The sequence below is a fragment of the Methylorubrum rhodesianum genome, from assembly GCF_014199985.1.
Taxonomy (GTDB): domain Bacteria; phylum Pseudomonadota; class Alphaproteobacteria; order Rhizobiales; family Beijerinckiaceae; genus Methylobacterium; species Methylobacterium rhodesianum.
Window position 1 is genome coordinate 1 of sequence record NZ_JACHOS010000032.1, and the last position, 17,687, is coordinate 17,687.

The window sequence follows — 17,687 nt, forward strand, 5'->3', positions numbered from 1 at the left end:
CAGCTCCGCTCCACCGACAATCCCGAAGACCGTCGAAGCCCTCGCCCACCAAGCGGTGGACCGCGGCGCCCCGTCGGTGAAATGGGGTATAGGGGACCCTAGCCGCGGCGTCAATCGAAAAATCGCGGAAAGTGCGAGGAGGGCCGTCTCGGACCTTCCCATCGCTTCACAGGGACGCTCCGCGTGCGGACCAACCTCCCCTTTAGCCGCGCGTACCCCAGCGCGAGCCCATCTGACTCTGGCCAGCGGCCTTCTGGCCGACAGCCGGACCGCTGGCGCGGGACGGACGGTGCAGGGATTGGGTCGACTCGCTCTGCGGCGCGAGCAAATCCGGCACGCCGGCCTCGGCCTCGGTGCCGCGCCCCTGCGCGAACTGGCCCGCCTTGCGATAGGTCCAGAGATAACTCGGCACGACCGCTTCCACCGTGGTCGGCTCGATGCCGAGCGCCTCGATGGTGCGTCCCTCCGCCTTCGCCGCGTCCGAGACCACGTTGTCGGTCTGGAGCAGGATGACTTGGTCGCGGGTCAGCTTGAAGTTGGCCGGCAGCAGCCCGAGGGTCAGCGTGTCCGCGATCTCCATGACGCGGGCCTGCAGGCGCGCCACCGGCTCGGGCAGATCGAGCACCGCGCGGCGGCGCATGGTGACCTCGAGCATGTATCGCACGAAGTACTCAAGGGTGTTTACCTCCGGCCCGCCGAGTTCGTAGACGCGGCCGCCGGGCACGAGGCCATCGACCGCGCGGGCGATCGCCTCGGCGACGTCGCCGACGAAGACCGGCTGGAAGCGGGTCTGCGCTCCGGCGAGCGGCAGGGCCGGCAGGAAGGTCGCGAGTGAGGCGAAGCGATTGAAGAAGCCGTCGCCGGGCCCGAACACCAGCGAGGGGCGGAAGATCACCGCATCGGGGGAGGCCCGCAGCACCTCCGCCTCGCCGAGCGCCTTGGAGCGGGCGTAGAGCGAGGGCGAATCCGGGTTGGCCCCGAGCGCCGAGACGTGGACCAGCTTCGCCCCGATTGCCGCCGCGGCACGGGCGATCTCACCGGCTCCCTCGGTCTGGAGCTTCGAGAAGCGCTGGCTGCCCGTCTCCTGCAGGATGCCGACGAGGTTGATGACGATGTCGGAATGCTCGACCGCCCGGCGGATCGAGTCCGGGTAGCGGAGATTGGCCTGCACCGCGACGATCTGGCCGACCTTGCCCAGCGGCTGCAGGAAGAGCGCGAGATCGGGCCGGCGCACGGCGACGCGGATGCGGTAGCCGCGCTTCGCCAGGGCCCGCACCACATGGCGCCCGAGGAAGCCGGAACCGCCGAACACGGTCACGAGCTGCGATTGCGGACGGGTCGTGGCGCCGGGCGCGGTGACGAGGCTGCTCATGGCCGAAGGAGGCCCCTTTCTCGGGTGACACGTCGAGACGGGCGGCCTGGAGACCGCACGGCCGACGAGCCCCGGAGCGCGACCGTCGGCAGCACGCTCCTTAGACCAGTTTGAAGTCGAGGGCAGCCTGTCGGCACAAGGAAAATGGAACGAATCACGCATCGTTCCAGAGCGCGGATGCCGGCTGCTCGCGGATCGTCCGCGCGAAGGCTCGGCGTCATCGCCGATCGAAGCGGCCCCATCGCAGGAAATGCAGGGTTTCGGACAGCACCCGACGGTTCCACATCATGGTCGGATGCGCGGCCGGCAGCACGATGTGATCGGCCATTCCCTCAAGGCGGGTCCGCGCGACCGTGACGCGTCCGTCGTTCGGCCCCGGCAGCAAGAGGGAGGCCAGCGGATAGAGGCTGCGGCTGCCGGCGATCACGCCGGGGGGATAATCGACCGGGCCGAACAGGCGCTCCTGGGCCGCCCCGCGCAACGTCACGAGTTCGGCGCCGGCCGGACCGAAGAAGCGGCGGTAGGGCGCGAGGCGGTGCAGCGCGTCGGCCACCTCGCTGCCGCCGTTGGGCGGGCCCAGCATCACCACGCGCCCGAGATTGTCCGGCCGGTGCCGGGTCAGCAGCACGCGGGCGACGAGGCCGCCCATGGAGTGGGTGACGAGATGGAGGCGGCTCACGCCGGCGCCGAAGGTCGCGACCGCGGGCGCGATGGTCTCGGCAATGTCGGCGAGCCCCAGCCGGCGGGCCGGATAGTCGAGATTGAGCGAGGCGTAGCCCTCGGTCGTCAGACGTCGCTCCAGGGGGCGAAGCGACGCGGCCCGGCGGGCGATGCCGTGCAGGAGGAGGACGCCCTCGGTCACGGAAGCAGGGCCGTCCTGCGCGTGGTCTCGGCGAGCGTCTCGCCGAGGAGTTCGGCGAAGTGCGCGACCGCCGGGTCAGCGCCGCGCGCGCCGCGGACCAGACGAAGGCGCAGGCTCGGCAAGGGCGGCAGATCCGAGTCGTCGGGATCGAGGGGCCGCAGCGTCGGCGGCAGCCCGTGCGGGGTGCGCAGGGTCACGCCGAGACCGGCCGCCACCGCCGCCCACAATCCGGCGAGTCCAGGGCTGCTGAAGGCGACGCGCCAAGGGATGCCGGCCGCGTCCAGGGCGTCGGTCGCGGCGCGGCGGAAGAGGCACGGCGGCCCGAACAGTGCGAGCGGCAAGGGGCGCGGCAACGGGGGCGGCAAGGAGTTTGGGGCGACGAGCCCCGCCTCGGCGCGCGGTCCGATCCAGACCAGCGGCAGGTGCGCGACCGAACCCTCCTCCCCCGCGGCGCCGGGCGTGTCCCAGACCAGCGCGAGGTCGAGGCGGCCGGCCTCCAGCTCGCCTCGCAGCACCGCGTCGCGCTCGACATGCGCCTCGACCCGCACCCCCGGGTGCAGCCGGGCGAAGCGGGCGAGCACCGTCGGCAGTCCGGTCTCGGTGAAATCCTGCGGCAGGCCCAGCCGCACCCAGCCGGACAGGGCCGGTGCCGCGACCGCGCTCACCGCGGCGTCGTTGAGATCGAGCAGGCGGCGGGCATAGCCCAGCAACATCTCGCCCGGCTCGGTCAGCGCGAGGCCCCGGCCGTGCCGGCGCAGCAGCGGCTGGCCGACCTGATCCTCAAGCTTGCGCATCTGCAGGCTGATCGCCGAGGGCGAGCGCCCCAGCCGGGTTGCGGCCTTGGCAAAGCTGCCGAGGTCGATCCCGGTCACGAAGGTGCGCAGCACGTCCATGTCGAGGTTCACGGGCAGCGCTGCCATCGTTCAGTTTTTCCAAATCATCAATGAAGAACTACGCGATTTTCCTGAACGATGCTGCGCAGTTCAATCTCGTGCGTCAACGGCGGATCGACCGCCGTCACTGGAATGAGAGAACCGCGATGCCCTTCGTCAGACTCACGATTACCGGCCCGGAGACCGGGCCCGAGACGGTCGCCGCACTCCAGCGGGGAATCACCGCCCTGATGGCGGAGGTGCTCGGCAAGCGGGCGGACCTCACCGCCGTTCTGGTGGAGCCGGCCCCGGCCGCCGGCTGGTCCGTCGGCGGGGTGGCGGTGACACGGGCGGCGCATATCGAGGCGCGGGTGACGCACGGCACCAACACGGCGCAGGAGAAGGCGCTCTTCGTGGCCGCCGCCCACGAACTGCTGGTGCGGACACTGCCCGGGCCGTTGCCGCTGGCGACCTACGTCGTCGTGCAGGAGGTGCCGGCCGATGCCTGGGGCTATGGCGGCCTGACCCAGGCGGCGCGGACCGTCGATACGGCGGCGCGGAGCTAGCCGAACCCCGCCGGGCCGATCGCATCGGGCTCGGACGGCTTGGCGTAAGCCGCCGGCCGCGCTTCGATTCGCGCACTTTCCCTGGCATCCTCGCACGGGGCATCGGCAGAGGGGCGCGGGGTGTTGGCGGCGGAGGGACGGCACAGCACATCGGTCGGTCCGGGCCGTCTCCTTCTGCTCTACACCGCCCTCTACGGGGCCTACGGCGCGCTCTCGCCCTTCCTGCCGGCCTTCCTCGAAACGCGGGGGCTCGGACCGGGCGAGATCGGGACGCTGCTATCGGCCGCGATGCTGGTGCGGCTCGCCGCCGGACCGCTGGCGGGACGGCTCGCCGATCGGTTCGGCGCCGTGCCGGCCTTCCTGGCCGGAGGGCTCGCCCTCTCGGCAGCCCTGACGCTGGCATTCCTCGGCGGCCACGGCTTTGCCGTGCTGCTCGCCGTCGCCCTCGTCCAGGCGGCGGCGACCGCGCCGCTCGCGCCCCTGGCCGATGCCATGGTGCTCGCCGACGGCCGCGACGGCACCGATTACGGCCGCATCCGCGCCGCCGGTTCGGCCGCCTTCATCGCGACCACGATCCTCACCGGCCATCTCATCGGATGGATCGGCCACGGTGTCGGGCCTCTCGCCTGCGGGTTGCTGTTCGCGGCCGGGGCGGCGCTGACGCTGCGCCTTCCCGCCGTCTCCATCCCCGTACCGCCGGACGAGGGGGCGGGGGGTGGGTTCGCGGCCCTCGCCGCGGAGGCGCGCTTCCGCCGGCTCGTCCTCGCCGCCGCGCTGGTGATCGGGGCGCATGCCATGCACGACGCCTTCGCGGTCATCGTCTGGCAGGCGGCGGGCATCACGCCGCGGGCGGCGGGTCTGCTCTGGGCGGAGGCGGTCGCGGCGGAGGTCTTGGTGTTTCTCTGGCTCGGGCCGAGGCTCGTGGCGCGGATCGGCCCCGCCCGGTCGCTGACGCTGGCCGCGCTCGCCGGCGGCCTGCGCTGGGCGGTGCAGGCGCAAACCTCCTGGCTGCCCGCCCTCGTCGGGATCCAGCTTCTGCACGGCCTGACCTTCGCCCTGCTGCACCTCGCCTGCCTGCAGCTGATCGCGGAGACGGTTCCGGAGCATCGCCGGGCCACCGCGCTCACGCTCTACGGCACGTTCGGGCTCGGCCTCGCCTCCGCGCTGATGACGCTGCTGGCGGGCTCTCTCTACGGCCGGTTCGGCTCGGTGGGCTTCTGGGTCATGGCCGCGGTGAGCCTGTCGGCCATGCCCGTTGCGCGAGGGCTTTCGAACATCCGATAAGCACCGGCCTTTTAGGGGTGCTGGAGCCTCGGGGCATTCGCCTTCGCGCGCCGGGACATATATAGAACAAATCAGGCAGCCCTCACGAGTCCATGCCCGTCGTCGCCGACATCCTGATCCCGCTCGCGCTCGACACCGCCTACAGCTACGCGGTGCCGGCCGGGCTCGACCTCGCCGAGGGCGACATCGTGCAGGTGCCGCTGGGGCCGCGCGAGACGATCGGCGTGGTCTGGGGGCTCGACGAGCGCGCGTCGGGGGGAAATCTCCGGCCGGTGACGGGCCGGGTCGAGGCACCGCCGCTCTCGGATGCCTTGCGCAAGCTGGTCGATTGGCTCGCCCGCTACACCCTGGCGCCGAAGGGTTCGGCGCTCGCCATGGCGCTGCGCCTGCCCGACGAGACCGCCCGCAACGAGGCGCCGCGCATCGGCGTGCGCACCTCCGGCAAGCCGCCAGCCCGGCAGACGGCGGCCCGCAGCAAGGTGATGGCCGCTGCCGCCGACGGGGCGGTGCGCGGCAAGAGCGCGCTCGCCAAGGAGGCGGGTGTTTCGCTCAGCGTGGTCGATGGGCTGATCGACGACGGCGCGCTGGAGACGGTGGCGCTGATGCCCGAGCCCGTGGCCCTGCCGCCGGATCCGGATCATCCGCGGGTGCCGCTATCGGACGCGCAGGCGGACGCCGCGCACGCCCTGATCGGCAACGCTCCTTCTCCGACGGAGGTGGCGGCCGGCGAAACGATCCTGCTCGAGGGCGTCACCGGCTCGGGCAAGACGGAGGTGTATTTCGAGGCGGTTGCCGAATGCGTGCGGCGGGGGCGGCAGGCCCTGGTGCTGATGCCGGAGATCGCCCTGACGGCGCAGTTCCTCGACCGCTTCGCCGGACGCTTCGGCGTTCGCCCGGCCACTTGGCATTCCGGCGTCGGCGGCAAGCGGCGCGAGCGGCTGCGGGCGGGGGTCGCCGCGGGCGAGGTCTCGGTCGTGGTCGGCGCCCGCTCGGCCCTGTTCCTGCCCTTCCGGAATCTCGGCCTGATCGTCGTCGATGAGGAGCACGAGACCGCCTACAAGCAGGAGGACGGCGTCCATTATCACGCCCGCGACATGGCGGTCGTGCGGGGCAAGATCGAGGGCTGCCCGGTGGTGCTCGCCTCGGCGACACCCTCGATCGAGTCGCGGGTCAACGCTCAGAGCGGGCGCTACCGCCACGTCGCGCTGCCCGGCCGCTTCGGCGGACGGCCGCTGCCCGACATCGCGGCCATCGACATGCGTCTCGACAAGCCCGAGCGCGGGCGCTTCCTCTCGCCGCCGATGGTGAACGCGGTGAAGGCGACGCTGGCGGCAGGCGATCAGGCCCTGCTGTTCCTCAACCGGCGGGGCTACGCGCCGCTGACGCTGTGCCGGGCCTGCGGCCACCGCTACCAGTGCCGCAACTGCTCGACTTGGCTCGTCGAGCACCGCTTCCGCCGGGCGCTGGTCTGCCATCAATGCGGCTACGCCGAGCGCAAGCCCGAGGCCTGCACAGAGTGCGGCGCCTTCGATCATCTCACCCCCTGCGGCCCCGGCGTCGAGCGGATCGCCGAGGAGGTGACGGCGCTGTTCCCCGAGCAGCGCATCGTCGTGCTGTCGAGCGACTTTCCCGGCGGCGCCGAGCGGCTGCGACAGGAACTCGAGACCGTGGCGGCTGGTGATTGCGACATCGTCATCGGCACGCAGCTCGTGGCCAAGGGCCACAATTTCCCGCACCTGACGCTGGTGGGCGTGCTCGACGCCGATATCGGCTTGACCTCGGGCGATCCGCGGGCGGCCGAGCGCACCTTTCAGCTCCTGCAGCAGGTGACGGGACGCGCGGGGCGCGGCGAGCGCCCCGGGCGCGCCCTGGTCCAGACCTATCAGCCCGAGCACCCGGTCATCGCCGCCCTTCTCTCGGGCGATGCCGACCGGTTCTACGAGGAGGAGATCTGGGCCCGCGAGGCGGCGGGGCTGCCGCCGTTCGGGCGGCTGGCGGCGCTGATCGTCTCCGCTGAGGAGCGGGAAAAGGCCGAGGCCCATGGTCAGGCCCTGGCGCGGGTCGCCGATCCGCCGGCCGGCGTGAGCGTGCTCGGGCCGGCGGAAGCCCCCCTCGCCCTTGTGCGCGGGCGCTGGCGATTCCGGCTGCTGGTGAAGACCGAGCGCGGCATCGACGTGCAGAGTTATCTGCGGGATTGGCTGGCCCGCGGACCGAAGCCGCGGGGTAATCTCAAGGTCGCAATCGACGTGGACCCGCAGAGCTTTCTATAATCGGCTCCGTTCGCCGCCGGCTCGAGGTCCCCTCCCGGTCTCTGGCCCTCGGCCCAATCGAGGAGCGCCGCGCCTTGCTGACCTACGAGAAGAAGCCCGATTCCGGGATCGCCGAGATCATCGTCGATGGAAAGATCACGGACGAGGAGATGAACGCGGTGATGACCGCGATGAAGGCGGACCTCGACAAGGGCGGCCGTCTCAAGCTTCTGGAAGACATCCGCAGCTTCGAGGGCATGGAGCCGGCGGCCTTCTTCAAGGATCCCCGCTTCGGCATCTCGATGATGAAGGGCGTGAGCCATGTGGCTCTCGTCACCGACGCGACTTGGCTGCGGGCGGTGGCCGAGACCTTCGGCTTCGTGTCGCCGGTGCAGATCAAGGTGTTCGAGCGCGCCCGCATCGGCGAGGCGCGCACCTGGCTCGAAACGGCGGCCTGACCGAAAGCGGAATCGTTCTCGCATGAAAAAAGGGCGGGCCTTTCGGGCCCGCCCTTCGACAGATGCAGGAATCCGACTCCGTCACTCGGCCGAGGCGGTCCGAACGGTGTGGCGCTTGGCCATCCAGCGCCCGGTGCAGAGGCCGCCGGAGACACGCCACGTTCCGGAGCCAGCGCGGGCCTGGAGCTGGCCCGAGGCGGTGCCGTTCGCAGCCGCCGTCGCGACATTGAGCCCCACACCGCCGTCGGCGCTGACACGGCCGGTCACCGTCGTGCTGCCGGACGACGCATTCGCGATGGGGCGAACCTGCCCGCCACGTACCGCGAGGGTGTAGCTGTACTGGGCGTCGCACAGTCCGCTCTCGGTGACGAGTTGAACCGACCATGTCCCGTCGAAATCTCCCGCCATCGCCGGCGAAACGAGCGCGGCGGCCAGGGCAGCGGTGAGGGCGAACTTGGGCATGCGTCATCCAGCTCAGCGACGAGGGTGAACGTACGGTGCGCCGTCGCCCGCACAATCCGTACCGTCGATCTGTGAGATGCCCGCACTCTACGCAAACAAGAGGCGACAATATGACGGCAAATGCTGCCTCGGTTGCCGACAAATCACGACTGCTCGTGGAACAACTGACGCGCCGACGATGAATGAGTTCTGAAAGCCGTGGCTTTCAGGCACCGCGGTGTTGCAAGCTGAGCTTTAAGAGACTTTCGAACGTCGGGCCGCCGCCTGCGCGAAACGGCCAGGATTCTTCGTCGGGAGCGCGAAGCCTTGTCGCTCGACGGCGGCAAGGATCGTTGCCCGCGGCCGCACCGCGGCGGCGCAGGTTCTGGATCACGCCGAAGCGGCGGGTGCGTTCAGGCGGACGGCTCGGTGAGCCGCGCCCGGTGGCGATCGAGGGTATCGAGCAGGATCGGCATGAAGGCGGAGGAGGCATCGAGCCCGGCCACGCCCTGCCCGAGCCGGTCGAGGGCCCGCATCTGGGCATCGAGGCCGTCATACGCGGCGAGGTAGGCCCAGATCGCCTCGTCCGCCTCGCCGACCTGGGCCGGCTGCTCGGAGGCCAGCAGCGCCGAGAAGATGTCGAGGGTCGTCTCCAGGCTCGCCACGTCGGCTCCTCGCGATGCACCCCGGAGGGTCAGGTCGGGACGTGCTCCGGCGCCTCGGGGGTCGGCTCGGCCGAGACGTGCGCCGGAACGGGCTGTCGAGGCAGCCGGTGAGCGGTTCACGGACCCCTCACCGGCTGGGCCTGATCGAAGCGTATCAGCGGCGGCGGCTGCCGCCAATGAGGCTCGCCGCGGCGGCGAGCCCGACGCCGGCGACCACTGCAGCGGTGGTGAGCGGGTGGAGTGCGCTTCGGGTGTAGAGGCTGCGCCGCATCACGTAGCCGGGATGGCTCCCGGCCGTGCGGCCGCCCACGCCCGCCTCGTAGAGCGATCCTTCCGGATGGCGCGGCGGCTCTGCACGCTGCTGCAGACCCGCCATGCTGCTCCCGACCGTATCGAAGACGCGCGGCGCCACGGCCTGAGCCGCGCTCATGATCCGGCCGCCGCCGCCGATATAGATGTCGCGGCGCGGATGCACGGCCGCGTGGAGAATCGCCTCGGCGACCTCCTCGGTGCGGTAGACCGGTGGGGGCAGCTTCGGCTCGCGGTCGGTGTAGTTGCGGGCATGTGCCGGGAAGGGCGTGTCGATCGCCGCCGGCTTGATCAGCGTGACCGCGACCGGCGCCCCTTCCTCCTTCAGCTCGATGCGCAGGGAGTCGGTGAAGCCTTTGATGGCGTGCTTGCTCGCGCTGTACATGCCCTGGAGCGGGAAGGCGACGTCGGAGGCGACGCTGCCGAGATTGATCAGCGTGCCGCCGCTCTCCTTCAGGTGCGGCAACGCGACGAGGGAGCCGTAGACGACGCCCCAGAAATTCACGTCGAACAGGCGCCGGTGATCGCCGTCCTCGACCTCTTCGAGCCGCCCAATGATCGAGAGCCCGGCATCGTTCACCCAGGTGTCGATGCGGCCGTAGCGGTCGATGGCGGCACGGGCCAGGGCCTCGACCTGCGCCCGATCCGAGACATCGGTCACGACGTCGAGGGCATCCCCGCCCTGCCGCTCGATCTCGGCGCGGATCTCGGCCAGCGCCTCACCGTTGCGGGCGGCGAGCACGACCCGGGCGCCGCGCGCCGCACCCATGCGCGCGGTCGCGAGCCCGATGCCGCTGGAGGCGCCGGTGATGACGATGACCTGCTGGTCGAGCGGCTTCTTGGCAGCGCTCGGCATGGGCGTCTCCTGGGATCGGGTAAGATGTCGGGGCAACCGGGCGCTGCCGAGGAAGGCCTCGTCCCGGAGGCTGTCAGCCGGTGAACCCAGCCGCGAACGGCGCAGTTTCCGCGGACCCGCCCCGAACCTGGGCAGAGAAATCGCAGGCACCGAGCCCCGGGCTCAATGCCAGGCGTCCAGGATCTCGGCGGTCGGCGCGGTCTCGATCTGCTCGCCGAAGCGGCTCTGGTAGAGGAACATCATCGCGTCGTAGGTCTGGTCGGCCGACGAGCACACCGCGTCGGCGGCGACGATGACGCGGTAGCCGCGATCGACCGCGCCGAGGATGGTCGCCAGCACGCAGACATCGGTCTCGCCCCCCGTCACCACTAGGGTGTCGGTTCCTTGCGCCTCCAGCATCCGCTCAAGTTCGGGCCCCATCCAGGGCGAGTAGACGAGCTTGTCGACGACCTTGGCCGGCGGTGCGAACCGGATCAGGCTCGGCACCAGTTCGACCATCTCGGGCCCGAGCGCGTCGAGGGTCATCTTGGGCCAGTGCTCGTAGTAGCGCCGCCACGCGCCCCGGCCCTCCTCGGGCGAGCGGATCGGTACGAAGCGGGTGAACACCGTCCGCTCCGGATGGGCGGCGGCGAGGCGCTCGATGTTCGGCAGGATCCGGGCGAGCCAGGAGGTGTGCCAGTCGGTCTCCTCGAAGAACATCCTTTGGGCATCGACGCAGAGATGAGCGGCCCTCGGGCCGAGTTCTCCGAATTTCAGGCCGTCCTTGCCTGCCATGGCGCGCTCCGAATCCTTTCTTCTTGTGCTTTCTCGGCTCAGTTCGGATGGAAGACGACCTTAACGCAGCCGTCCTTCTTGTCGCGGAAGGTCTTGTAGAGGCCGGGACCGTCGGCGAGGTCGGTGGAGCGGTGGGTGATCAGCGAGGCGGTGTCGAACTTGCCCTGCTGGATCAGCTTGGTCAGCGGTTCGAGGTAGCGCTTCACGTGCGTCTGGCCGCTCTTCATGGTGAGCCCCTTCTGCACGATCGCCCCCATGTTGACGGGGATCGGCCCGCCATAGACGCCCGGCACCGAGACGATGCCGCAGGGCCGCACCGCGCGGATCGCTTCCATCAGCGCGTAGGGCCGCTCGGTGGAGGTCAGCTTTTCCTGCAGCGTGGAGATCACGCTGGAGAGGCCGTGGCCGGCGCTGGCCTCCATGCCGACGCAGTCGATCACGCCGTCGGCGCCCTCGCCCTTGCTGATCTCCTTGATGCGCTCGAACACGTCTTCCTTGGCGAAGTCGATGATGTCGGTCGCGCCGTATTTGCGCGCAAGGGCGAGGCGCTCGGGCACCGTATCAATGGCGATGATCCGTTCGGCGCCCATGATCTGGGCCGATTGGATCGCGAACAGGCCGACGGGCCCTGCGCCCCATACGGCGATGATCTCGCCGCCCTTGATCTCGCAATGTTCCGCACCCTGCCAGCCGGTCGGGAGGATGTCGGTGAGGAACAGGACGGATTCGTCGTCCATGCCGTCGGGCACCTTCATCGGCGCCACGTCGGCCATCGGCACGCGCACGTACTCGGCCTGCCCGCCCCAGTAACCGCCGGTGATGTGCGAGTAGCCGAACAGGCCGGCGGTGGTGAAGCCGAACTGCGCCGCCGCCATCTCGGCATTGCGGTTCGAGCGCTGGCAGACCGACCAGTTGCCGAGCTTGCACTGGCGGCACTCGCCGCAATTGATGTTGAAGGGCACGACGATGCGGTCGCCCTTCTTGAACTTGGTGAAGCCCGGCGCGGTCTCCACCACTTCGCCCATGAATTCGTGGCCGAGCACGTCGCCCGACTTCATGGTCGGCATCTGCCCGTCCATCAGGTGGAGGTCGGAGCCGCAGATGGCGCAGGACGTGACCTTGATGATGACGTCGCGGGAATCCTCGATCGAGGGATCCGGCACCGTGTCACAGCGGATGTCGCCCTTGCCGTGCCAGCACAGTGCTTTCATGAATTGTCCTCAAGGTTCGACCGGCGATGCCGCTCCGGCATTGCCGCAGGAAACCCCGGGCGCTTACGGCCAAGTTCCTCGAAGAATTTCGGCGGTTACAGCTTGACCCCGAGCCAGCGGTTCACGCGCGTCACGAGCCAGACGGTGGCGATGGCCACGCACACTCCCCAACCGACCTCCAGCACCCGCGATCCCGCCATGCGCTCCACCGGCCCGAGATGGGGCACGAGCAGGATGATCGTAGCAGTGATTCCGGCGAGCCGGCAGGCGCTCGCCACGTTGACGAGCCAGCAGGCGAGGATCGCCAGCACGACGGCGACCGCGTAGGTGGGAACGGACGGTCCCAGGGTGAGGTAGGCGGCCAGCCCGATCGCGCCGCCGATCGCGGCCCCGGTGAACTGGTCCCGGGCAGTGGAGCGCGTGGCACCGAACTCCGTCTGCGCGACGGCGACCGCGGTGATCGCCGCCCAGAATCCCTCGCGCAGGCCGAGCACCTGCGTCGGCAAGTAGGCGGCGATGGCGGCGACGGCCGACATCACGCCGTGCGAGAGACCTCCGGCGAGGCGGCGGCGCAGCGGCAGGCGCTTGCGCAGCCGCGCGGTTTGATCGCGCAGCCAGTGGATGCGGCTGGTGTCGCGATCCGCCCGGCGCGACACCTCGCTGTCGGCTTCCGCTCGCACGGCATCCTCGACGGCGCGCTCGGCCCCGTCTCCCTCCCCGGCACGGCGCATCGCCTGCTCAACCCGCATCCCTCGTCCTTCTTCCGAGCGCCGAACGCTTGCCCGGCTTCGATCAGCGCCGGACGAACACACCAACGCATCTGCACACCAACGCATCTGAAGACATCCGCGCGCGGCGCAAACGCCGGCGATGCGCGTGAAATTTCAGCCGAACCCGTCCCGCGCGGCGGGGTTGTCCGGGCATCCCCCTACATCTCGAGGCACTGGAGCAAGGCCGATGGAATCCTTCCCCAAGCCCCCCTTTCCCGATCAGCCGCAGGCGATGCCGGGTTCCACGCGGGAGATGAATCCGAAGCCCGATCACGGCGAGACGAGCTACAAAGGGTCCGGCCGCCTCGAGGGCAAGAAGGCGATCATCACCGGCGGCGATTCCGGGATCGGCCGCGCCGTGGCGCTCGCCTTCGCCCGCGAGGGCGCCGACGTGCTGGTCTCCTATCTCGACGAGGAGGAGGACGCCGCCGAGACGCGGCGCCTGATCGAGGAGGCCGGGCGCAAGGCGGTTCTGGTGCCGGGCAATATCGGCGACGCCGCCCATTGCCGGCGCATCGTCGAGCAGGCGGTGGACGCCTTCGGGCGCGTCGACGTCCTCGTCAACAACGCCGCGCATCAGGCGACCTTCACCGCCCCGGAAGAGATCTCCGACGAGGAGTGGGAGAAGACCTTCCAGGTCAACATCCACGCGATGCATTACCTGACCAAGGCGGCGCTGCCGCACATGGGCGAGGGTGCGGCCATCATCAACACGACCTCGGTCAACGCCGACACGCCGAGCCCGCAACTTCTGGCCTACGCCACCACGAAGGGTGCGATCCAGAACTACACCGGCGGCCTCGCGCAGATGCTGGCCGAGCGGGGCATCCGCGTGAACTGCGTCGCGCCGGGGCCGATCTGGACGCCGCTGATTCCTTCGACCATGCCGGCCGAGAAGGTGAAGCAGTTCGGCTCGCAGGTGCCGATGAAGCGGCCGGGCCAGCCGAAGGAGCTGGCGCCGGTCTACGTGATGCTGGCCTCCGACGAGTCGAGCTACGTCTCCGGCGCCACGGTGGCGGTGACCGGCGGCAAGCCGATCATCTGATCTCTCGATCCGTGTTCGACCGATGCGTCCGGCGACGCGGCCGGGCGCCTTCTGCCGGGGAGCCCGCCTTGAAGAACCTGCACGAAGCCGTCGTCGTCATTGCCGGCGCATCGAGCGGCATCGGCCGCGCCGCCGCCCTCGCCTTCGCGCGGGCCGGTGCCCATGTCGTCGTCGCGGCCCGGCGGCGGGACCTGCTCGAAGCACTGGCGGAGGAATGCAGCCGCATCGGTCCGGCGGCGCTCGCCGTGCCCACCGATGTGACCGATCCGCGGGCGGTCGAGGCCCTGGCCCGCGCGGCGGAGGATCGCTTCGGCCGCATCGACGCCTGGATCAACAATGCCGGGACCGGCGTGTTCGGCCCGTTCCAGGATGCGCCGCTCGACCTGCATCACCGCACCGTCGAGGTGAACCTGTTCGGCGCCATGAACGGCGCCTACGCGGTGCTGCCCCGCTTCCTCGAACGGCAGCGGGGCATCCTCGTCAACATGGTCTCGCTCGGCGGCTGGGCGCCAGCCCCGTTCGCCGCGGCCTACACCGCGAGCAAGTTCGGCCTGCGCGGCTTTTCGGCGAGCCTGCGCCAGGAGTTGCGGCGTTACCCCCACATCCACGTCTGCGCGGTGTTCCCCGCGATGGTCGATACGCCGGGTTTCGTCCACGGCGCGAACGTCTCCGGCCGCACCCTCGATCCCGGCCCGATGCTCTACGCCCCCGAGGAGGTCGCCGGGACCCTCGTTCACGTCGTGCGCCATCCCCGCGACGAGATCGCGGTGGGCTGGCCTGCCCGCGCGGCCCAGGCCGCCTACGCCCTGGCGCCGGGGCCGACCGAGCACTTGATGGGCCTTGCCCTCAATCGGACGCTCGATCGGGCGCGGCCCGCGCCCAGGACGCATGGGTCCCTGCGCGCACCGATCCGGGACGGCACGACCTCGGACGGTGGCTGGCGCGCGCGAAAGCGCCTCCCCTCGGCCTCGACCCTAAGCGGATTCGGCGTGGCCGTCCTCGCCGCCGGCGCGGCCCTGGCCCTCGGCGGCCTGCTCGGGCGCCGCTCCGAGCGATCGGGACGGTGAACGCGAAGGCCGCCGAGAAAACCCCCGGTTAAGCCTAAGCCCCTATCACCGGCGCATCGAGCCTGGTGATGAAAGGAGCGCCGATGACCAGGGACCAACTCGCGACCGAACTGAAGCGCATGGCCTCCTCGCAGGTCAGCGACATCGAGCGCGCGGTCAAGGCGGGCCACAAGACCATCGCCCTGAACGAACTGGCCGACCTCGACCGTCAGCTCAAGGCGCTGGCCGCCGCCCTCAAGGCCAAGCCCGTCGTCCGGGCCTGAGCCCGCGTATCAACGCACCATCGAATCGATCGGACTGCCACGGCCCCCGCCCCCGGGCGGAGGCCGCGCCCGCCGGCTGGATCCCGACGACCCGTCCGCCTCAGCGGTCGCGGCCGAGCAGCACCAGCCAGCCGATGCCGAGCATCGCTACGGTCATGCCGATGATGACGAAGGCCGGCGTGCCGAGGTCGATCAGCCGCGGTGCGAGCTGCGTGGCGAAGGCCGCCACAACGAGGCCGACGGCGACCCGCGCCGCGCCGCGCTCGATGCCGCGCACCAGCTTGTCCATCCCCTTCAGCTCGATCTCGACGGTGACGCGCCCCTGCTTGAGCCGCACCAGCATGAGGTGGATCAGCGTCGGCAGTTCGGAGGCTGCGCCATAGAGGCCGCTCCCGAGCGACTCGGCCTTGCGCATCAGCCCCCGCAGAGAGAACTGCGAGCGCATGCTCGCGCGCACGGTGGGCCCGGCGGCGGCGAACAGATCGAAACCCGGATCGAGCTGCCGCATCACGCCGTCGGCGGTGACGAGGCCCTTGAACAGGATCGCGAGATCGGTCGGCATCGCGAGGTCGTTCTCGCGCGCCATGGTCATGAAGTCGGTGAGCACGAGCCCGAGATTGAGCGGGATCGAGGAATGGGCCTGCACGAAGTTCTGGGCGGATTGCTCCAGCTTGCTCAGGTCCGGGTTCGAGGTGCCGGTCCAGTCGAGCAAGGTCGCCATCAGGCCGTCGACGTCCTGCTTGAGCATCGCGCCGATCAGGACGAGCAGTTGCTGGCGTCGCTTCTGCGACAAGCGTCCGACGATGCCGAAATCGATGAAGCCGATGCGGTTGCCGGGCAGGATCAGCAGGTTGCCGGGATGGGGGTCGGCATGGAACACGCCCTCGATCAGCGCCATGCGCAGGAAGGCGTCGCAGCCCTTCTGCGCCAGCGCCTTCTTGTCCGCATCCATCGCCCGCAGGGCGGCGGCGTCGTTGGGCGAGATGCCGTGGATGAACTCTTGGACGAGCACCCGCTCGGAGCACCATTCCCAGAAGATCTTCGGGATGACGATGTCGTCGCGCCCGGCAAAGATCTCGGCGATCATCTCGCAGTTGCGGGCCTCGTTGAGCAGGTCGAGCTCGCCGTTGAGGCCGTTGGCGAGGTGGCGCATCTGCTCCTGAGGCTGGTAGCGGGCCATCTCCGGCCACTCCGCCTCGACGATGCGGGCGCCGTGCGCCATCAGCCGCAGGTCCGCCTCGATGATCTTGCGCAGGCCCGGCCGCAGGACCTTGACCACGACCTCCTCGCCGGAATGCAGGCGCGCCCGGTAGACTTGGGCGATTGAGGCCGAGGCGATCGGATTGAGGTCGAACTCGGCGAAGACCTCCTGGGGCGGCGCACCGAGATCGGCCTCGAGCTGCGGGCCGATCAGCGACCACGGCACGGGCTTGACTTGGCTGTGCAGCTTCTCCAGCTCGTCGGTCCAGACCGGCGAGAGCAGATCCGGACGGCTCGCCAGGATCTGGCCGAACTTGATGAAGGTCGGCCCCAGCGTCTCAATGGCCCGGCGCAGCCGCTCGGGCTGGGATAGCCGCGTGACGTCGACCCGCGGCGTGCGGCGGGGAATGAGCGGGATGTTGTGCAGCCCGAGCCGGTCGACGACCTTGGTCAGCCCGAAGCCGATCAGGACCGAAGCGATTTCCGAGAGGCGCTGACGGTCGCGCGCGGCGACGAAGGCTGTTTTGAGCATGGCGGTCTTGCGTGTCGCGCGAAGCGTCGGTCCGGGCAAGACCGATCCGGCCCTCGCCGGGCATTTCGCAATCGCGCGGCCATGGGGCTTTTTTAGGATCGCGACCGCCAGGCGCGTCCTCGGCCGCCGAAGCGACGGGCGTGTTCGTCAGCCTCCCCGGTTCAGGGCGCGGCCGCCTCGGCATGAACGTCGATCAGGACTTTCTCGGCGGTCTCCGCGGCTTCCGGAGCGATGGTCCGCAGGATGCCCGGTACGTCGGCGCCCCCCGTGCCGAACCGAGCCCAGGCCGCCCGGCAGCGGCGGTGGTCCGGATCCGACAGGAAGTAGCGTTTCTGCTCGTCCAGGAGCGTCGCGTAAACGGCGGCGCGCACGCCGTGCTCGTCGCCGACATAGAGCTGGTAGACGCGGCTCCAGAACGTCTCGTCGAGTTCCCACTCGCACTGGCCGGCCGCCTTCATCATCGCCAGCTTGCGAAGGCTCTGGCGCTCGGCATGCGGCATGACGAGGAAGCCGTAGCGCGCCTTCAGCACGCGACCACCCGCGTCATAGCCCTCCGCACTCGTCAGCGCCCAGCCGAGATAGCCGCCCGTGCCGGCGACGAGCAGACCGGCCGTCAAAAGAAGTGTGCGGAAGGCGGTCATGGGCAGGCCCCTGAATCAAGCGTCCATCCTGCCGGCAACCTGGGCGGCATCAAGGTCGAGCGACGCCGTCCCTCCCCTGCAGTTTTGCCGCTCGTCGAGGAGGTTCGGTAATCCGTGGGCGGCCATCTTCCGGGATGGACCGTATCGCCGAAGTCCCCTCCCCTCTTTGGGCCGGGGGCCCGATCCATGGGCGGCGGGCGGCTCTGGTGGTGCGGCCGGGAACGTCAAAAGGCCCGCGCGGCGCGAGCCG

General features: G+C 70.2%; 18 protein-coding genes. 7 read left to right on the top strand and 11 right to left on the bottom strand.

Annotated elements, in window-relative coordinates:
- Positions 1–202 precede the first annotated feature (202 nt).
- From HNR01_RS26745 to HNR01_RS26755, 3 genes are all read right to left on the bottom strand, one after another.
- Positions 203–1,372 carry a complex I NDUFA9 subunit family protein gene (locus HNR01_RS26745; protein ID WP_183670935.1) on the bottom strand — a complete coding sequence of 390 codons (1,170 nt, stop codon included), beginning with the start codon at positions 1,370–1,372 and terminating at the stop codon, positions 203–205.
- A 217-nt stretch (positions 1,373–1,589) separates the two neighbouring features.
- Positions 1,590–2,234, bottom strand: a complete 645-nt coding sequence (locus HNR01_RS26750; RefSeq protein WP_183670937.1) for a lipase family alpha/beta hydrolase — start codon at positions 2,232–2,234, stop codon at positions 1,590–1,592.
- Positions 2,231–3,154 (bottom strand): LysR substrate-binding domain-containing protein, encoded by a 924-nt coding sequence (locus HNR01_RS26755; RefSeq protein WP_183670940.1) that lies wholly within the window; start codon positions 3,152–3,154, stop codon positions 2,231–2,233. The genes HNR01_RS26750 and HNR01_RS26755 overlap by 4 nt, the downstream gene beginning before the upstream one ends.
- A 119-nt stretch (positions 3,155–3,273) precedes the next feature.
- Between HNR01_RS26755 and HNR01_RS26760 the strand changes: the two genes are divergently transcribed.
- From HNR01_RS26760 to HNR01_RS26775, 4 genes are all read left to right on the top strand, one after another.
- On the top strand, positions 3,274–3,672 hold the full coding sequence (locus HNR01_RS26760; RefSeq protein WP_183670942.1) for a tautomerase family protein: 399 nt from the start codon (positions 3,274–3,276) through the stop codon (positions 3,670–3,672).
- 123 nt (positions 3,673–3,795) lie between these two features.
- Positions 3,796–4,956: an MFS transporter gene (locus HNR01_RS26765; RefSeq protein WP_183670960.1), complete on the top strand. Its 1,161-nt coding sequence runs from the start codon at positions 3,796–3,798 to the stop codon at positions 4,954–4,956.
- Positions 4,957–5,048: 92 nt separating this feature from the next.
- Positions 5,049–7,226 carry a primosomal protein N' gene (locus HNR01_RS26770; protein ID WP_183670944.1) on the top strand — a complete coding sequence of 726 codons (2,178 nt, stop codon included), beginning with the start codon at positions 5,049–5,051 and terminating at the stop codon, positions 7,224–7,226.
- Between the two features lie 74 nt (positions 7,227–7,300).
- Positions 7,301–7,663, top strand: a complete 363-nt coding sequence (locus HNR01_RS26775; RefSeq protein WP_017482560.1) for a SpoIIAA family protein — start codon at positions 7,301–7,303, stop codon at positions 7,661–7,663.
- A gap of 81 nt (positions 7,664–7,744) precedes the next feature.
- On the opposite strand, the gene HNR01_RS26780 is transcribed toward HNR01_RS26775, so the two are convergent.
- The 6 genes from HNR01_RS26780 to HNR01_RS26805 form a co-directional block, all read right to left on the bottom strand.
- Entirely contained in the window at positions 7,745–8,125 is a 381-nt protein-coding gene (locus HNR01_RS26780) for a hypothetical protein (protein ID WP_017482561.1), read from the bottom strand.
- Positions 8,126–8,517: 392 nt separating this feature from the next.
- A complete protein-coding gene (locus HNR01_RS26785; protein ID WP_183670946.1) occupies positions 8,518–8,769 on the bottom strand; it encodes a hypothetical protein in 252 nt (83 codons plus the stop codon).
- Between the two features lie 154 nt (positions 8,770–8,923).
- Entirely contained in the window at positions 8,924–9,934 is a 1,011-nt protein-coding gene (locus tag HNR01_RS26790) for an SDR family oxidoreductase (protein ID WP_183670948.1), read from the bottom strand.
- A 162-nt stretch (positions 9,935–10,096) separates the two neighbouring features.
- Positions 10,097–10,708 carry a cysteine hydrolase family protein gene (locus HNR01_RS26795; protein ID WP_183670950.1) on the bottom strand — a complete coding sequence of 204 codons (612 nt, stop codon included), beginning with the start codon at positions 10,706–10,708 and terminating at the stop codon, positions 10,097–10,099.
- 38 nt (positions 10,709–10,746) lie between these two features.
- Positions 10,747–11,919, bottom strand: coding sequence for a zinc-dependent alcohol dehydrogenase (locus HNR01_RS26800; protein WP_183670952.1), 1,173 nt, complete (start codon positions 11,917–11,919; stop codon positions 10,747–10,749).
- Positions 11,920–12,014: 95 nt separating this feature from the next.
- Positions 12,015–12,668, bottom strand: a complete 654-nt coding sequence (locus HNR01_RS26805; protein ID WP_153876496.1) for an FUSC family protein — start codon at positions 12,666–12,668, stop codon at positions 12,015–12,017.
- 208 nt (positions 12,669–12,876) lie between these two features.
- Between HNR01_RS26805 and HNR01_RS26810 the strand changes: the two genes are divergently transcribed.
- The 3 genes from HNR01_RS26810 to HNR01_RS26820 all read left to right on the top strand — a co-directional run bounded on the left by HNR01_RS26810 (position 12,877) and on the right by HNR01_RS26820 (position 15,064).
- On the top strand, positions 12,877–13,734 hold the full coding sequence (locus HNR01_RS26810; RefSeq protein ID WP_183670954.1) for an SDR family oxidoreductase: 858 nt from the start codon (positions 12,877–12,879) through the stop codon (positions 13,732–13,734).
- A gap of 68 nt (positions 13,735–13,802) precedes the next feature.
- Positions 13,803–14,801: an SDR family oxidoreductase gene (locus tag HNR01_RS26815; protein WP_183670956.1), complete on the top strand. Its 999-nt coding sequence runs from the start codon at positions 13,803–13,805 to the stop codon at positions 14,799–14,801.
- Between the two features lie 83 nt (positions 14,802–14,884).
- Positions 14,885–15,064, top strand: coding sequence for a hypothetical protein (locus HNR01_RS26820; protein WP_012453251.1), 180 nt, complete (start codon positions 14,885–14,887; stop codon positions 15,062–15,064).
- 100 nt (positions 15,065–15,164) lie between these two features.
- Here HNR01_RS26820 and HNR01_RS26825 read toward each other — a convergent pair whose 3' ends face one another.
- Both HNR01_RS26825 and HNR01_RS26830 read right to left on the bottom strand, forming a co-directional pair.
- Positions 15,165–16,796 (bottom strand): ABC1 kinase family protein, encoded by a 1,632-nt coding sequence (locus HNR01_RS26825; protein ID WP_026105237.1) that lies wholly within the window; start codon positions 16,794–16,796, stop codon positions 15,165–15,167.
- Between the two features lie 161 nt (positions 16,797–16,957).
- Positions 16,958–17,437 carry a hypothetical protein gene (locus tag HNR01_RS26830; RefSeq protein WP_183670958.1) on the bottom strand — a complete coding sequence of 160 codons (480 nt, stop codon included), beginning with the start codon at positions 17,435–17,437 and terminating at the stop codon, positions 16,958–16,960.
- Between the last annotated feature and the right edge of the window lie 250 nt (positions 17,438–17,687).

Bases quoted from the DNA above. Each gene is read 5' to 3' on its own strand.
- HNR01_RS26745 (WP_183670935.1), bottom strand. From the start codon at position 1,372: ATGAGCAGCCTCGTCACCGCGCCCGGCGCCACGACCCGTCCGCAATCG.
- HNR01_RS26755 (WP_183670940.1), bottom strand. From the start codon at position 3,154: ATGGCAGCGCTGCCCGTGAACCTCGACATGGACGTGCTGCGCACCTTC.
- HNR01_RS26760 (WP_183670942.1), top strand. From the start codon at position 3,274: ATGCCCTTCGTCAGACTCACGATTACCGGCCCGGAGACCGGGCCCGAG.
- HNR01_RS26770 (WP_183670944.1), top strand. From the start codon at position 5,049: ATGCCCGTCGTCGCCGACATCCTGATCCCGCTCGCGCTCGACACCGCC.
- HNR01_RS26780 (WP_017482561.1), bottom strand. From the start codon at position 8,125: ATGCCCAAGTTCGCCCTCACCGCTGCCCTGGCCGCCGCGCTCGTTTCG.
- HNR01_RS26790 (WP_183670948.1), bottom strand. From the start codon at position 9,934: ATGCCGAGCGCTGCCAAGAAGCCGCTCGACCAGCAGGTCATCGTCATC.
- HNR01_RS26795 (WP_183670950.1), bottom strand. From the start codon at position 10,708: ATGGCAGGCAAGGACGGCCTGAAATTCGGAGAACTCGGCCCGAGGGCC.
- HNR01_RS26800 (WP_183670952.1), bottom strand. From the start codon at position 11,919: ATGAAAGCACTGTGCTGGCACGGCAAGGGCGACATCCGCTGTGACACG.
- HNR01_RS26805 (WP_153876496.1), bottom strand. From the start codon at position 12,668: ATGCGGGTTGAGCAGGCGATGCGCCGTGCCGGGGAGGGAGACGGGGCC.
- HNR01_RS26810 (WP_183670954.1), top strand. From the start codon at position 12,877: ATGGAATCCTTCCCCAAGCCCCCCTTTCCCGATCAGCCGCAGGCGATG.
- HNR01_RS26820 (WP_012453251.1), top strand. From the start codon at position 14,885: ATGACCAGGGACCAACTCGCGACCGAACTGAAGCGCATGGCCTCCTCG.
- HNR01_RS26825 (WP_026105237.1), bottom strand. From the start codon at position 16,796: ATGCTCAAAACAGCCTTCGTCGCCGCGCGCGACCGTCAGCGCCTCTCG.
- HNR01_RS26830 (WP_183670958.1), bottom strand. From the start codon at position 17,437: ATGACCGCCTTCCGCACACTTCTTTTGACGGCCGGTCTGCTCGTCGCC.